The 15,293-nt window shown below is 29.0% G+C and carries 24 protein-coding genes; 23 read left to right on the forward strand and 1 reads right to left on the reverse strand.

The window, feature by feature from the left end; genetic code table 11:
- The first annotated feature begins 144 nt into the window (after positions 1–144).
- The 23 genes from MBORA_RS09720 to argH all read left to right on the forward strand — a co-directional run bounded on the left by MBORA_RS09720 (position 145) and on the right by argH (position 15,085).
- Positions 145–381, forward strand: a complete 237-nt coding sequence (locus tag MBORA_RS09720) for a hypothetical protein (protein ID WP_063720616.1) — start codon at positions 145–147, stop codon at positions 379–381.
- Between the two features lie 74 nt (positions 382–455).
- On the forward strand, positions 456–611 hold the full coding sequence (locus MBORA_RS10710; RefSeq protein ID WP_156482727.1) for a hypothetical protein: 156 nt from the start codon (positions 456–458) through the stop codon (positions 609–611).
- 160 nt (positions 612–771) lie between these two features.
- Positions 772–1,311 carry a hypothetical protein gene (locus tag MBORA_RS09725; protein ID WP_063720617.1) on the forward strand — a complete coding sequence of 180 codons (540 nt, stop codon included), beginning with the start codon at positions 772–774 and terminating at the stop codon, positions 1,309–1,311.
- An 85-nt stretch (positions 1,312–1,396) separates the two neighbouring features.
- A complete protein-coding gene (locus MBORA_RS09730) occupies positions 1,397–2,110 on the forward strand; it encodes a metal-dependent transcriptional regulator (protein WP_042692836.1) in 714 nt (237 codons plus the stop codon).
- A 90-nt stretch (positions 2,111–2,200) separates the two neighbouring features.
- Positions 2,201–2,716, forward strand: coding sequence for a tRNA-intron lyase (gene endA / locus MBORA_RS09735; protein WP_042692832.1), 516 nt, complete (start codon positions 2,201–2,203; stop codon positions 2,714–2,716).
- 106 nt (positions 2,717–2,822) lie between these two features.
- Complete coding sequence (locus MBORA_RS09740) at positions 2,823–3,911, forward strand: tryptophan--tRNA ligase (RefSeq protein WP_042692827.1); 1,089 nt, start codon at positions 2,823–2,825, stop codon at positions 3,909–3,911.
- Positions 3,911–4,537 (forward strand): stage II sporulation protein M, encoded by a 627-nt coding sequence (locus MBORA_RS09745; RefSeq protein WP_063720618.1) that lies wholly within the window; start codon positions 3,911–3,913, stop codon positions 4,535–4,537. The genes MBORA_RS09740 and MBORA_RS09745 overlap by 1 nt, the downstream gene beginning before the upstream one ends.
- Before the next feature lie 42 nt (positions 4,538–4,579).
- Positions 4,580–5,776 carry a threonine synthase gene (gene thrC, locus MBORA_RS09750; protein WP_042692824.1) on the forward strand — a complete coding sequence of 399 codons (1,197 nt, stop codon included), beginning with the start codon at positions 4,580–4,582 and terminating at the stop codon, positions 5,774–5,776.
- Positions 5,777–6,009: 233 nt separating this feature from the next.
- Positions 6,010–6,207: a histone family protein gene (locus MBORA_RS09755; protein WP_081738351.1), complete on the forward strand. Its 198-nt coding sequence runs from the start codon at positions 6,010–6,012 to the stop codon at positions 6,205–6,207.
- A 462-nt stretch (positions 6,208–6,669) separates the two neighbouring features.
- A complete protein-coding gene (rpl7ae, locus tag MBORA_RS09760) occupies positions 6,670–7,041 on the forward strand; it encodes a 50S ribosomal protein L7Ae (protein WP_042692820.1) in 372 nt (123 codons plus the stop codon).
- A 35-nt stretch (positions 7,042–7,076) separates the two neighbouring features.
- Complete coding sequence (locus MBORA_RS09765; protein WP_042692817.1) at positions 7,077–7,283, forward strand: 30S ribosomal protein S28e; 207 nt, start codon at positions 7,077–7,079, stop codon at positions 7,281–7,283.
- 14 nt (positions 7,284–7,297) lie between these two features.
- Positions 7,298–7,459: a 50S ribosomal protein L24e gene (locus tag MBORA_RS09770; protein ID WP_042692815.1), complete on the forward strand. Its 162-nt coding sequence runs from the start codon at positions 7,298–7,300 to the stop codon at positions 7,457–7,459.
- Positions 7,456–7,908 (forward strand): nucleoside-diphosphate kinase, encoded by a 453-nt coding sequence (ndk, locus tag MBORA_RS09775; RefSeq protein ID WP_042692811.1) that lies wholly within the window; start codon positions 7,456–7,458, stop codon positions 7,906–7,908. The genes MBORA_RS09770 and ndk overlap by 4 nt, the downstream gene beginning before the upstream one ends.
- A 38-nt stretch (positions 7,909–7,946) precedes the next feature.
- Positions 7,947–9,737 (forward strand): translation initiation factor IF-2, encoded by a 1,791-nt coding sequence (gene infB / locus MBORA_RS09780; protein ID WP_042692808.1) that lies wholly within the window; start codon positions 7,947–7,949, stop codon positions 9,735–9,737.
- Positions 9,738–9,773: 36 nt separating this feature from the next.
- Positions 9,774–10,157, forward strand: a complete 384-nt coding sequence (locus MBORA_RS09785) for a 30S ribosomal protein S6e (RefSeq protein WP_042692805.1) — start codon at positions 9,774–9,776, stop codon at positions 10,155–10,157.
- Positions 10,158–10,207: 50 nt separating this feature from the next.
- A complete protein-coding gene (locus MBORA_RS09790) occupies positions 10,208–11,422 on the forward strand; it encodes a translation initiation factor IF-2 subunit gamma (RefSeq protein WP_042692802.1) in 1,215 nt (404 codons plus the stop codon).
- A gap of 14 nt (positions 11,423–11,436) precedes the next feature.
- Positions 11,437–11,829 (forward strand): type II toxin-antitoxin system VapC family toxin, encoded by a 393-nt coding sequence (locus MBORA_RS09795; RefSeq protein ID WP_042692798.1) that lies wholly within the window; start codon positions 11,437–11,439, stop codon positions 11,827–11,829.
- 36 nt (positions 11,830–11,865) lie between these two features.
- Positions 11,866–12,432 (forward strand): DNA-directed RNA polymerase, encoded by a 567-nt coding sequence (locus MBORA_RS09800; RefSeq protein WP_042692795.1) that lies wholly within the window; start codon positions 11,866–11,868, stop codon positions 12,430–12,432.
- The gene (gene spt4, locus MBORA_RS09805) at positions 12,429–12,605 is read left to right on the forward strand and encodes a transcription elongation factor subunit Spt4 (RefSeq protein WP_042692793.1); all 177 of its coding nucleotides are present in this window, start codon (positions 12,429–12,431) and stop codon (positions 12,603–12,605) included. The genes MBORA_RS09800 and spt4 overlap by 4 nt, the downstream gene beginning before the upstream one ends.
- Before the next feature lie 11 nt (positions 12,606–12,616).
- Positions 12,617–13,126, forward strand: coding sequence for a GTP-dependent dephospho-CoA kinase family protein (locus MBORA_RS09810; protein WP_063720619.1), 510 nt, complete (start codon positions 12,617–12,619; stop codon positions 13,124–13,126).
- Between the two features lie 15 nt (positions 13,127–13,141).
- Complete coding sequence (locus MBORA_RS09815; protein ID WP_042692790.1) at positions 13,142–13,453, forward strand: 30S ribosomal protein S24e; 312 nt, start codon at positions 13,142–13,144, stop codon at positions 13,451–13,453.
- Positions 13,454–13,461: 8 nt separating this feature from the next.
- Positions 13,462–13,614 carry a 30S ribosomal protein S27ae gene (locus MBORA_RS09820; RefSeq protein WP_042692787.1) on the forward strand — a complete coding sequence of 51 codons (153 nt, stop codon included), beginning with the start codon at positions 13,462–13,464 and terminating at the stop codon, positions 13,612–13,614.
- A gap of 49 nt (positions 13,615–13,663) precedes the next feature.
- On the forward strand, positions 13,664–15,085 hold the full coding sequence (gene argH / locus MBORA_RS09825; RefSeq protein WP_261795604.1) for an argininosuccinate lyase: 1,422 nt from the start codon (positions 13,664–13,666) through the stop codon (positions 15,083–15,085).
- Positions 15,086–15,113: 28 nt separating this feature from the next.
- Here the strand turns inward: argH and MBORA_RS09830 are convergent, their stop codons facing one another.
- Entirely contained in the window at positions 15,114–15,293 is a 180-nt protein-coding gene (locus MBORA_RS09830; RefSeq protein WP_042692784.1) for a hypothetical protein, read from the reverse strand.

A 15,293-nucleotide genomic window follows, 5' to 3' on the forward strand; every position in this document is an offset into this window, starting at 1 on the left:
AATGCCTTCCATATCTTAGATTGGATGGCAAACAATATATATTTATCGGTGATTTTAAAAATCCTATTCGAAAAGGGTTTTTAGATGGAAAAAGCTTTGTTGAAAAATGCTATGTTCAATTAATTCTATCCTATTGAATCAATATTGGATGATAATTATTTTGTTAATAAAAATGGTGAAATCGAAGAGCGTTATCCTTTTTGTAAACATTGTGGTTCTAAAAAAGTTATTAAGAAAGATTTTAATTGGAGAATTTTGTACTTAGAATCTGGTTTAGCTGTTAAGGTAAAAATAAAAAGATATGAATGCCATGATTGTAAAAGAAAATGTCAATCAGAATTCTCTAAATATTATGAAAAATACTGCAATTTTTCAAAATAATACTAAAATAATAAAGCAAAAAGATTACTCCAACATGGATGGAAATCATATAAGAAATCTTAAAAATGATTTTAATGAATTATATATCATTAAATATCTCTTATGAATCCATTAGAAAATACATATTTTTTGGTGATTCACTATATTGGTGTGATGAGGAATCAGAACTCTCAGGATATTTTGGTTATGACGCACAATGGATTAGAATAGAAGGTAAATGGTGGTTATAGACTCGATATATTTGATACAATAAGAAACATGCCCGTAGCATGCCATTATATCATAATAATGAATCAAATAAAACTGTTAAAAATTTTATTAAAAAAAGTATTCCATTAAAATACCGTAAAGCAATAGTAACATGATTCAAAACAAGGATATGATGAAATAATGAATGAATTAGGATTCGTTCATCAACATTGCATATTTCATTTATATAAAAATATTTTAGAAGTCATGCAATCTGAAATTAATAAAACCGTGGAAAATTACAAGCAGGAATTAAAAATAAAACATTCTGAACTCTCAGATTACAAAATTAAAAAATTAATTAAAGACAAAAAAATATGCTTAGAACAAGAAATAAAAGAATATCTTGAATTATTTTACGAATTATTTAACCAACAAAATTTCAAAAAAGCAATTCGTTATATCGATTTATTAAAAAATGAATTAAAAGGGTTTCCTAAACTTTTATCTGAATATTTAAATAAAAACTTTTTCCCAGAATATAGAAAATTTCTAAAATTCTTAGAAAATCCTTTTAAAGGAAAATTAGAAGGAACTAATAATAAATTAGAAAATTATTTGGGCAATACATTAGATAAACACACAAAAAGAATTTATAGAACTCCTGAAGGCATGTTTGCTTATATTATGTCAAGAAAAAATGGTTGGATCGAAAACCGAAATCAAGACCTAACAAATTGACAGTCCCATCTTTAGGTTAATCAAAACTTTTTTATACTCATTAATACTTAATATTAATTATTAATAAATAATGAGGGAATTTTCCATGACTGACTCCAAGATTAGTGAGAATATAGAAGAATATTTAGAAGTTCTTTATCGTAATGGAAGTAATGGTGAACAAGTTTCTACAACTAAATTATCTAGGGAATTAGGTATTGCTCCTGGTAGTGTTACTCAAATGCTTAAAAAATTAGAAAAACTTAACTATATCACTTACACACCATATAAAGGTGCTTCTTTAAATGATGAAGGTTTAAAAATAGCTCAAAAAATTACTAGGAAACATAGAATTCTTGAAAAATTCTTAATGGATATTTTAAAAATTAAAGAAGAAAATGTCCATGATCAAGCATGTAAAATGGAACATACATTATCTGATGAAGCAGAAAGAGCTCTTTGTACTATGTTACATAATCCTGATTTATGTCCAGATGATAATATAATTCCAGCTTGTGATTTTGATTTTGAAAGTTGTCAACAATGTTATTCTGAAACAGATTTTGATAATATTATTAATAGAAAATTCAATTTATTGTCTATATCTGAATTAAATGCAGATACTAATGGTGTAATTTCATTTATTAGAGGTAATGATGACTTATTAGATAATGTTAGTAAGTTAGGACTTCATGTAGGATTGAATATTGAATATGAATATTCTTCTGATAGCAATAAATCATCTTATGTGATTAAGGTTGATAATGATGAGTTAAATATTCCATTAGAAATGGCTAACAATATTTTTGTTAGAATTTAACTTTTTTTCTTTTTTTACTAAATATTTAAATAATATTGAATTCATAATATATTGCATTAAATATAATTTTATTCTTTTTGCGGTGTTTTAATGCGTGGAAATTTATCTAATGATATAGTATCTATTAAAATTGAAGAAGGAAGTAAAAGACCAATTGCTTTACATGAAAAAAGCATGTTTGGTAAAATTGAACATGATTATTTGTATCTTTCATTAATAGAAGCATGCTATTTGTTAGAAAAAGGCCGTTTAAATATTTATGAAGACGATATTAATTGTAGTATAAGTTATTTAGTTGACTTATTAAAAGAACAAAATATTTATTCTAAATATGTTGTTTATAGGGATTTGAAAAATCGAGGTTTTGTCATTAAAACAGGATTTAAATACGGTTCTGAATTCCGTTTATACAATCGAGGAGGAGGTCCTGGTCAAGATCATTCTGATTATTTAGTTAAAATTATTTATGAAACATATGATATTAATGTGTTAGATTTTGCAAGTTATGTTAGAGTTTCACATGGTGTTAATAAAAAACTTCTTTTAGCTATTGTCGATGATGATTTTGATATTACTTATTACAATATTGAATGGACAAGACCTTAGTTTAAATTAAAAATAGCTTCAAAATTATTAATATAAGTTCAATATTTATTCGTTATTATTATGCCAAAATTAATTTAATGTAGTTATAGGTTTTAAGGTGATTAGTTTGATTGATCCATGGGCATCATCAAGTGTAGATTATGATAAATTAATTAATAAGTTTGGTATTTCAAAGATTTCAGATTTATTATTAGATATTAAAAATCCTCAACGTTTAATGAAAAGAGGAGTTGTATTTGGACATAGAGATTTTGATAAAATTAATGAATTGATTAATCAAAAAAAGGATTTTGCAGTTGTTAGTGGAATGATGCCAAGTGGACAAATGCATATTGGTCATAAAATGGTAGTTGATCAATTAAAATGGTATCAAGAAAAAGGAGCAATGTTATCCCTTCCAATTGCAGATTTAGAATCATATGCAGCTCGCGATATGAGTTTTGATAAGGCTCGTCAAATTGCTATTGACGAATATTTAACTAATTGGATTGCGCTTGGTCTTGATTTAGAAAAAGACAATGTTAATGTTTATCTTCAATCTCAAAATAAACAATTACAGGATTTAACATTTAAATCTTCAAGAAAAACAAATTTTAATGAGCTTAAATCTATTTATGGATTTACTCCATCAACTAATATAGCTCATCTTCAAGCACCTATTGTTCAAGTTGCAGATATTTTACTTCCACAAATTGGGGAATTTGGAGGTCCTAAAAGGGTTGTTGTTCCAGTTGGAATCGACCAAGATCCACATATCAGACTTACAAGAGATATTTCTCATAAATTACATGATGAATTTGGATTTCTAACTCCATCTTCAACTTATCATAGGTTTTTAACAGGTTTAAATGGGGATAAAATGAGTAGTTCTAAACCATCTACAGCAATTTATCTAAATGAAGATAGTAAAACTGCATCTAAAAAAGTTAAAACAGCTAAAACTGGTGGAAGAGAAAGTTTAAAAGAACAACAAGAATTAGGGGGGGAAGTTGATAAATGTGTAATTTATGAAATGCTTGTTTATCACTTAATTGATGATGATGAAGAACTTGAAAAAATTCGCCAAGACTGTTTAAATGGGGTTTTACGTTGTGGTGACTGTAAAGAAAGAACTAGTGAATTAATGGAAAAATTCTTTGATGAGCTAAAAGATAAGCAAGTTGAAGCTCATGAAATTGCTAAAACTTTGATATAATGTTTAATTTAAAAAATGAAATTATTTTAGCTTTTAAACGAAATAAAATAGCTATCATATCAGCAACATTAATACTTTTAATCTCTTTAATCTTAGGGTATTTTTTAGAACATTATTTACAGTTTTATTTAAATCCTGTTGTTGAAGATTTAAATAATAAAGTTGAAACTGGTGTTCTTAAATTAACGTTTCAAAATATTTTTTCAAATAATATTCAAATAGTATTTATGATGTTTGCTTATGGAATAATTTTTTGTAGTTCTGCATTAGTTTTAGCATTCAATGGATTTTTCACAGGTTATTATGTAGCTAATTCCAATGACTTTTTCATAACAGCTCTTTTAATTATTCCTCATGGGATTTTTGAATTTTCTTCATGTATTTTAGCCTGTGCTGCGGGTTTTGTACTTTTTAATTTTATTTATAAATTTGTAAAGGATTTATTTAAAACAAAAAACCAAAAATTATTAACTAGATTTAATATTTCCTTTAATCAAAATTTTGATAAATTGAAAGAAGCAGTGATAATATTAGCTATCTCTTGTATTTTAATGGTTATTGCAGGAATTTTTGAGGTTTATATTACGATTCCTTTTGCAGAATTTGTATTATCAATGTTAAGATAAAATTTTTATATTAAATATATTAAAAAATAATAATGTGATTTTATGATAAGATGTGTTTCTTGTGGCGAAGAATATGATGATAATAATGTAATTTACACTTGTGAGAAGTGTGGTTCTGTACTTGAACTTGTTGTGGATATTGATGTATCTCGTGATATATTTGAGGGTAGAAGAGACACTTTATGGAAATTTAAAGAATGTATTCCAGTAGATGAAACTAAAATTGTTTCTCTAGATGAAGGAGGAACTCCATTTTGTAAATGTGGCAAGTTAGGTAGTGAGCTTGGTGTTAATTTATATGTCAAAGTAGAGGGATCTAATCCAACTGGAAGTTTTAAAGATAGGGGAATGACTGTTGGAATGACCAAAGCTATAGAGTTAGGTGTATCTACTGTTGGTTGTGCTTCAACTGGAAATACTTCTGCATCTCTTGCAGCTTATGCAGCTAGAGCTGGATTACGTTGTATTGTATTTTTACCTTCTGGAAAAGTAGCTTTAGGAAAATTAGCTCAAGCAATGTTCCATGGTGCAGAGGTAATGTCAATTAATGGAAACTTTGATGAGGCTTTAGAAGCAATGACTGCCCTTGCTTTAGAAAAACATCTTTATTTACTTAATTCAATTAATCCTTATAGGTTAGAAGGACAAAAAACTATTGGATATGAGATTCTTAGAGATTTAAACTGGCAATCTCCTGATAGGATTATCTTACCGGTAGGTAATGCAGGAAACATTTCAGCTATTTGGAAAGGAGTTAGTGAGTTTTATGAAGCAGGATTTGTTAGAGATATTCCTATGATGACAGGTATACAAGCTGAGGGTGCATGTCCAGTTACTAATGCATTTAAAAAAGGTGCAAAAAAAGTAGTCCCAGTTGAAAATCCAGAAACAATAGCTACTGCAATTCGTATTGGGGCTCCAGTTAGTGATATTAAAGCATTAAATGCTATTTATGATTCTAATGGATATTCTGAAACTGTAAGTGATGAAGAAATATTAAATGCTCAAAAATTACTTGCAAGAACTGAAGGTATTGGTGTAGAACCTGCTTCAGCAGCATCTATTGCTGGACTTAAAAAACTTGTTGATGAAGGAGTTATTGACAAAGGTGAAACTATCACTTGTGTAGTTACTGGCCATTTACTCAAAGATCCAAATGTTGCAATTGATGCTTGTAGTAAACCAAGTGAAGTAGAAGCAGATATTGATGTTTTAAGAGAAATCCTAATGAATAAGTAATATTTTCTTATTTTATTTTTTTTCTTTAATTTAGTTTTTATTAATACTAATTAACTATTTTTTTTATTTGAGCTATTCTTTGAAAAAGATTTTTGAAAATATTGTTTGCCATAATCATATTAAAATTTCTTTGTTTATAATGTTGAAATTATCAAGAAATAACAACAATAAACCAATATATTTATATATAACAAAGATAAATTAATAATTAACAAAAAAAAGAGGTGTAAATTATGGAATTACCTGTAGCTCCTGTAGGCAGAATATTAAAAAATGCTGGTGCACAAAGAGTAAGCGATGATGCAAAAATTGCATTAACTGAAGCTATTGAAGATTGTGGTAACGAAATCGCTATCAAAGCTGTCGGTTTTGCACGTCACGCTGGTAGAAAAACTGTAAAAGCAGAAGACGTTAAATTAGCTATTAAATAGATTTTTCAATGTTTTCGTGATAGTATTTTTTACTATCTCTTTTACTTTTTATAATTTTATTTTTTATTTAAACTTTAAATTAGCTTCAGAAATTTACTTTTTTTAATAACATTTATTAATGATGAATGGGATATATATTTCTGTCTAGTTCTCTAGAATTATTTCATTAATTACTAAATTTTTATTTTTAGTTTTGCTAAAAATTATATGAAATTCAGAAGTATTTGTATTGAAAGTTTAATCCCTCTTTTTTTCTTACGGGATTATATTTAGTGATATATGAATTGTTCAAGAATTAGTATTATTAAAAACTATATTAAATTATTCGTTCAGTGAATAATTTAAGTAATTTCTATAGTTAAAAAATAATATAACTATATATAATTACGAATATTATGATTCATATGAATTATAATATCTGCCTATGGATGGCATAGCCAGATGAAAAAGGAGGTATATATTATGGCAAACGCAATTTATGTAAAATTTGACACACCTGAAGAATTAGCTAAACAAGCTGAAGAAGCATTAGAAACAGCACAAGCTACTGGTAAAGTAGCAAAAGGAACTAATGAAGTAACTAAATTTATTGAAAGAGGAGACGCAGCACTTGTTGTTATTGCAGAGGATGTTGATCCTGCTGAAATTGTTGCTCATATACCAGTTCTTGCTGATGAAAAAGAAATTCCTTATGTTTACTTACCTACCAAAGAACAAGTTGGTGGAGCTGCAGGTTTAACTGTTGGTACTGCATCTGCATGTATTGTTGATGCTGGAGATGCTGAAGCTGCTGTTAGTGAAATTGTAGAAAAAGTTGCTGAATTAAAAGAATAAATAAATTCTTTTAAGTAATTTCGCGGTGATTATAGATGGAAGAAGGAACTCCTGCTGAAGTCATTGAAGTTTTAAAAAGAACTGGAATGACTGGTGAGGTAATGCAAATTAAATGCAGAATCCTTGATGGTAGAGATAAAGGAAGAATTTTAACAAGAAACATTATGGGACCTGTAAGAGAAGGCGACATTTTAATGTTACTTGATACAATTAGAGAAGCTAAGGAAATTAGAACTCCTTAAGAAGGTGTAAGAGCATGAGAACTTGTTCATTCTGTCATAAAGAAATAGAAGAAGGTACTGGAAAAATGTATGTTAAAAAAGATGGTACTATTTATTTCTTTTGTAGCAGTAAATGTGAAAAAAACATGATTAAGCTTGGAAGAGTTCCAAGGAAAGTTAAATGGGTTAAAGAATGATTCAAAAAAGTTTTGTAATGATGAAACCAGACGCTGTTCAAAGACGTCTTATGGGTAAAATATTTTCCCGTTTTGAAGATAAAGGTCTTCAAGTTATTGCTGTTAAATTAATTCAAATCGATGAAGATTTAGCAAAAACTCATTATGGAGAACATGCTGAAAAACCATTTTTCCCAAGTTTGGTTGAATATATTACTTCTTCACCATCATTAGCTATGGTGATTAAAGGAGAAGAAGTTATTTCCACAATTAGGAAAATAGTAGGTGCAACTAATCCTTTAGAAGCAGATCTTGGAACTATTAGAGGAGACTTTGCTATGGATATGGGAAGGAATATTATTCATGCTTCAGACTCTCCAGCTTCTGCAGAAAGAGAAATTGGTCTTTTCTTTGATGAAGACGAGATTTGTGATTATAAAATCATCGATAACAATTTAATTTATGAATAAATTTATAATTTAAATATTTATTATTAAGAAAGATTACTATGAAAATAAGATCCCCGATTGTATCAGTTTTAGGACATGTAGACCATGGAAAAACTACATTGTTAGATTATATTAGAGGCAGTACTATTGCTGATAAAGAAGCAGGTGGTATTACACAACACATTGGCGCTACAGAAATTCCTAATGATACTATTGAAGAAATCTGTGGGAATTTTATATCAAAATTATCTATCAAAGACTTAATTCCAGGTTTATTTTTTATTGATACTCCTGGACACGCGGCATTTACTAGTTTAAGAAAACGTGGTGGAGCATTAGCTGATTTAGCTATTTTAATTGTGGATATTAATGATGGATTCAAACCACAAACATTTGAAGCATTAAACATTCTTAAAATGTACAAAACTCCATTTATTGTTGTAGCTAATAAAGTTGACAGACTTTTTGGTTGGGAAACTCATGAATGTGCTTCTTTTAAAGAGACTTTTAATCAACAAGCTCAAAGTGTTAAACAGGAGTTAGATGTTAAAATTTATGAAATTGTTGGTACACTTCACAAAGAGGGTTTTCAATCTGAAAGATTTGATCGTGTAAGTGATTTTGCTTCACAAATTAGTATTATTCCGATTAGCGCTAGGTCTGGTGAAGGAATTATTGAAGTTTTAGCTATGCTTTTAGGTTTAGCTCAAGAATATTTAACTGAACAACTTGAAATTAATGAAAATGCACCTGCTAAAGGTACAGTTTTAGAAATTAAAGAAGAAGTTGGTTTAGGACTCACTGTTGATGCTATTATTTATGATGGAGTTTTAAAGACTAATGATGAAATTGCATTAATGTCTTCTTCAAATGAAGTATTAACTACTAAAGTTAGATCTATTTTAAGGCCTCTTCCTCTAGAAGAAATGAGAGATTCTAAAAAGAGATTCCAAAAATTCAATGAAGTAGTTGCAGCTGCGGGTATTAAAATAGCTGCTCCTAATTTAGATGATGTCGTTTCTGGTTCTCCACTTAGAGTATTAAGTGATAAAGAAAATGTTAAGGAAGAAATCTTAAAAGAAATTGAGGATATTACTATTAGTACTGAAGATGAAGGCGTATTAGTTAAAGCTGATACATTAGGTTCTCTTGAAGCTATTGTTAAATTATTAAGAGAATTAAAAATTCCAATTAGGGAAGCTAATATTGGTGATGTAAATCGTAGGGATATTATTAATTCTTCAATTGCTTTAAGTGAGGATGAAGCTCATGGAGCTATTATTGCATTTAATGTAGGCATACATTCTAATTCTATCGATGATTTAAATAACTCTGGAGTTAAACTTTTCCAAGGGGATGTAATCTATCAAATTATTGAAGAATATGAAGAATGGGTTGAAGAAAAAGAAGCAGCTAAGAAAAAAGCATTTTATGATGCTATTGTTAAGCCTGCAAAATTTATTTCACTTCCAAAATTAGTTTTTCGCCAGAGCAAACCTGCTATTATTGGAATTGAAGCTTTAAGTGGAACTGTTAAGCAAGGTCAAACTGTTATTAATAAAAATGGTGAAATTGTTGGAATGATAGCTAGTATGGAGGATAAAGGTGAAACATTACCAAGCATTTCTAGAGGTCAAAGAGTCGCTATGGCTATTAAAGATGCTATTGTTGGAAAACACTTTGAAGAAGGGGATGAATTATATGTTAATGTTTCTGAAAAACATTATAAATTCATTGAAAGAGAATTTAAGGATAAATTAACTGAAGATGAATTTGAAACTTTATATGAATTTTTAGATATTAAACGTAAACAAAATCCTGAATGGGGTAAATTTGGTCTTTTTGAATAATAAATAGAGTTTTTAAAAAAAATAAGGAGGAATACCATGGCATTCAAAGTAGTTGTATCTGATAAAGCTGAATCCTATCAAATTGAAGTTGATGAAACTAAAGCATTTAATGGTTTATTAATTGGTGATGAATTTGATGGTGGGCTTGTTGGTTTAGATGGATACACTTTAAAAATCACTGGTGGTAGTGATAAAAATGGTTTTACCATGAAAAAGGATATTTCAGGTACTAGAAGAATTAAAAGTTTATTAACTGGTGGTATTGGATATCACCCTAAAGCTGATGGTGTTAAAAGGAGAAAAACTGTTAGAGGAAACACTATTGCTGAAGATATTGTACAAATCAATACGGTTGTTGCTGAAGCTGGAAGTAAACCAATAGCTGAAATTCTTGGCACTGGTGATGAAGAGGAAGAATAGTTTTACTATTTTTCTTATTTTATTTAAAATAATGAAAAAGGTGGTTATCTGTGAAAGTACAGTCAGATGTTAACATAGGTTTAGTTGGTCACGTCGATCATGGTAAGACTACACTTACCAAAGCATTATCAGGTATTTGGACTGATACTCACAGTGAAGAAACAAAAAGAGGTATTTCTATTCGTTTAGGTTATGCAGACATTGAATTTAGAAAATGTCCTGATTGTGATGAACCTAAATGTTATACTACTTCTAAAATTTGTGAAAACTGTGGGAGTGAAACAGAATTAATAAGAAAAGTATCTTTTGTTGATGCTCCAGGTCACGAAACTCTTATGGCGACTATGTTATCTGGTGCTGCAATTATGGATGGTGCAGTATTAGTAATTGCTGCAAATGAACCTTGTCCACAACCACAAACTAAAGAGCATCTTATGGCACTTGATGTTATCGGTGTGAAAGATGTTATTATAGTTCAAAACAAAATTGATATTGTTTCAAAAGAAAGGGCTATTGAAAGTTATAATGAAATTAAGGAATTTGTTAAAGGTACTTGTGCAGAGGATGCTTTAATAATACCTGTTTCTGCTCAACAAGGAGTTAATATTGATGTTTTAATTGAAGCAATGCTTAAAAAAATCCAACCCCCTGAAAGAAATGCTGAAAAAACTGCATTGATGCATGTAGCAAGATCTTTTGATATTAATAAACCGGGGTCTGGTGCTAATAAAATTAAAGGTGGAGTTATTGGTGGTACTTTAGTTCAAGGTACTTTTAAACTTGGTGATACTGTTGAAATTAAACCAGGTATAAACAATAATGGTAAAAGAATCACTTTAAAATCTGAAATTATTGGTTTAGAATCAAATGGTGAACAAATTGATGAAATTGGTCCTGGTGGGCTTGTTGGTATTGCAACAAAATTAGATCCATCTTTAACTAAATCAGATTCATTATCTGGTTCTGTTGCTGGTGAAGAGGGTACATTACCCGAAGTATTAGATGCTTTTAAAATGGAAGCATATTTACTTGATCGTGTTGTAGGTACTAAAGAAGAACGTGAAGTTGCTCCAATTAAACTTAAAGAACCATTAATGATTAATTGTGGTACTTCAACTACAATTGGCGTAGTTACTTCAACTAAGAAAAATATTGTTGATGTTACTCTTAAATTACCCGTATGTGCAAATAAAGGTGATAGGGTAGCTTTAAGTCGTAGAGTTGGTGCTCGTTGGAGATTAATTGGTTACGGTATCATTAAATAATTAGAGGGCAAATTATGGAATCTAAAGAAGTTGTAATTGATACTAATTTTTTTATGGTTCCTTTTCAGTTCAATGTTGATATTATCAATGAACTTGAAAAATCATTACCTTCTTATAAATTAACAACTCCAATCTTTGTTATCAATGAATTGAAGGGTTTAACAAAAAATACAAAAGGAAAAACAAGGTTAAATGCAAATTTGGCTTTGAAATTAGCTAATTCTTCAAAAGTTGAAATAAAAGATATTTCATTAATGGAAAATGAGACTGTGGATGATGCGTTACTTAGAGTTTCTGAAGTATTAGCTACAAATGATATTGAATTAAAAAAGCGTGCAAAGGATAATGGAATTACAGTAGTATATTTAAGACAAAAGAAATATATTGTTATTGAAGGTAAAATATAATTATTAAATTAAAAAACTACAAATAGAGGGATTATTTTGTATTACAAAACAAAAATTGGAGATACTGTAAGAATTCCACCTTACAGATTTGATGATCCTCTTAAAGAGGTAGCTATTCAAACCTTAAATGAAACATATGATGGTCATTTAGACAAAAAATTAGGTTTACTTATCTGTGTCAATGAAATAATTGAAATTGGTGAAGGTAGACTTATTATGGGTGATGGAGCTTCTTATCATAATGTTGTTTTTGAAGCAATTTTCTTCAAACCTGAACAACAAGAGGTTATTGATGGTGAAATAATTGAAATAGCTGATTTTGGTGCTTTTGTAAGAATTGGACCTATGGATGGTTTAGTACATGTTTCTCAAGTGACTGATGATTATATTAATCATGATTCTAAAAGAGGAGCTTTACTTGCAAAGGAATCTAATAAAACTTTAGATGAAGGAGATTTAGTTAGAGCTAGGATTGTTTCACTTTCTATTAAGGATAATTCAGTTAAAAATACTAAAATTGGTCTTACTATGAGACAACCTAATTTAGGTAGATTTGAATGGATTGAGGAAGCTAAACAAAAAAATAAGAAGGGTAAACAATGAAAGCATGTACCGTTTGTAAAATGATCTCAACTAAAGATCGTTGTCCATCTTGTGGAAATCCAACTTCTGAAAATTGGAGTGGTCTTTTAATTATAACTGATCCAGAAGAATCTGAGATAGCTCATGAATTAAACATTGAAATTCCTGGTGAATACTGTTTGAGAGTAAGATAGAAGGTTTTATTGTGTTACGTTTAGATGCAGAATTAAATAAAGATATAATAATGGAACTTAAAAGACCATTAGGTAAGTTATATCCTGACTTTGAAGATGCAATTGATGAAATTAAATCTTCTGAGTTTTTAATTTCTGTTGGTGATGCAACTTTTAATAATCTTATTAAACATGGATTATATCCAAACATTGGAATTATTGATAATTTAATTCAAAGAAAAAATTATGATAATAAACATATAGGGACAAACAATATTTTAAAAGCAAATAATCCAGCAGGTACTATTACCGATGATCTATGGGAAACCATAGGCAAAGCTCTTGAATTATCAGACAATGGCGAATGTCATATAATTTCAGTAGCTGGGGAAGAAGATCTTGCAGTTCTTCCTTGTATTTTAATGGCTGATGATAATACAACTATTTTATATGGTCAGCCTAATGAAGGATTAGTCCTTTTAAAAGTTTGTGATACTAAGGTTATGGCTCAAAAACTTATTGATGGATTTATTAAAGAATAAACTAGAGGTTTTATAATGGAAATTGAATTTATTGAAGAAAAAGAAAACAAAGTTTTCAACAGAAAAGAAATTAAATTTTATGTTGATTATGAAGGAGAAGCTACTCCTAAGCTTTTAGATGTTAAATCTAAATTAGTTGCTTTATTAAACACTAAAAAAGAGTTAGTAGTTGTAGATAATATACAACCTCATTATGGTGAACCTAAAGCGTTAGGTTATGCTAAAGTTTACGATACTATTGAAGATTTAGAATACATTGAAACTAAAAGTGTATTAGCTAAAAATACTGAACCTGAAAAAGAAACTGAAGAAGAAGCAGAAGAATAGGTGTTAATATGGTAAAAAAATCTGATCTTTACAAAGTAGACGGAGACAAAATTGAAAGAAAAAATCAAACTTGTCCTCGTTGTGGTGAAGGTGTATTTATGGCTAACCATGGTGACAGAGTTGCTTGTGGTAAATGTGGATACACTGAAATGAAAAAATAGATTTAATTAATTTTTTTCTTTTTTTAATTATTTTTAAGAAGGGATTCTAGTGGATAACATAAGAAATGGTCGATTTAAAACAGGTATGACTGATGAAGCTGCTGAATATACTTCTTCGCTTGAATTTGATAAAATTATTTTTGAAGCAGATATTAAAACTAATTTTGCACATACTTTAATGTTGAAAAAGCAAAATATTATTGATTCTGATATAGCAAATAATATTTTAGGAGCTTTGGATCAACTTAAAGAAGAAGGTTACGATGAATTGATTTTTGATCCATCTGTTGAAGATATTCACATGGCAATTGAAAATTATGTAACTTCTAAAATTGGTTCTGAAGCTGGATTTATGCATACTGCTAAATCTCGTAATGATCAAGTAGCTTGTGATGTTAGATTAGTTCTTCGTGATAAAATTACTGAAATTCAAATTGGTATTTTAGAATTCATTGAGGGATTAGTTGAATTTGCAGGAAATCATTTAGAAGATGTATTTATAGGTTTTACTCATTTACAACATGCACAACCGATTACAATAGCTCATCATTTAATGGCTCATGTACAATCACTTAAAAGAGATTATGAACGTTTAGAAGATACTTACAAGCGTGTTAATTTAAATCCATTAGGTTCTGCAGCTATGGCTACAACTAGTTTTCCTATTGATAGACAATTAACTACAGATTTATTGGGATTTGATGCATATCTAGAAAATTCTATGGATGGAGTTTCGGCAAGAGATTTCATATGTGAAACTACATTTGATTTAGTAAGTTTATGTACTACTTTATCTAAAATTTGTGAAGAACTTATTTTATGGAGTACTTATGAATTTGGAGTTATAGAAATGGCTGATGAATATTCATCAACATCATCTATCATGCCTCAAAAGAAAAATCCTGATGTAGCTGAACTTGCAAGGGCAAAATGTACTATTGTTAATGGGGAACTTGTAACAATTTTAACGATTTTAAAAGCTATTCCTTATACTTACAATAGGGATTTACAAGAAATTACTCCTCATTTATGGAATGCGGTTAGTGTAACTCAAGATACATTATCTATTGTTACTAAAATGTTACTTTCAGTTGAATTTAATGTTGAGAGATGTGCTAAGTTAGCTGGAAAGAATTTTGCAACAGCTACTGATTTGGCAGATATTATGGTTCGCGAAAAGAAAATACCGTTTAGAATTGCTCATAAAATTGTTGGAAGGATTGTTAACGAAGCAACTGCTAATAATCTAAGTGAAGATGATATTACTTCTAGATTTATTGATGATATTGCATGTAGTTTAGGATTTGAAAAACTAGAACTTGATGATAATTTACTTCAAAATGCTTTAAACCCTATTGAAAATGTTAAGATTAGATCTGTTGTGGGTGGTCCTGCACCTGAAATGGTTGAAATTGCTAGAAATAATATAAAATTATTTTTAAATGAAGAATTTGAGAAAAAGGGAATTTAATTAATTCTGTATCATAAATTTCATAAATCTATTCTTCATCTTCTATATAATCTAAATAGTTTTCATGTATTTCTCTAGCTAAGTTTTCATCACCTTCAATAATAGGTCCTGTGTAATCACAGTCTTGACATACCCACATTGACCAGTTTTGAGGAATAATCCATTTTACATTTCTAGATCCACATCTTGGACATAACTTAAATTGCAT

It is taken from the genome of Methanobrevibacter oralis, from assembly GCF_001639275.1.
GTDB classification, from domain to species: Archaea; Methanobacteriota; Methanobacteria; order Methanobacteriales; family Methanobacteriaceae; genus Methanocatella; species Methanocatella oralis.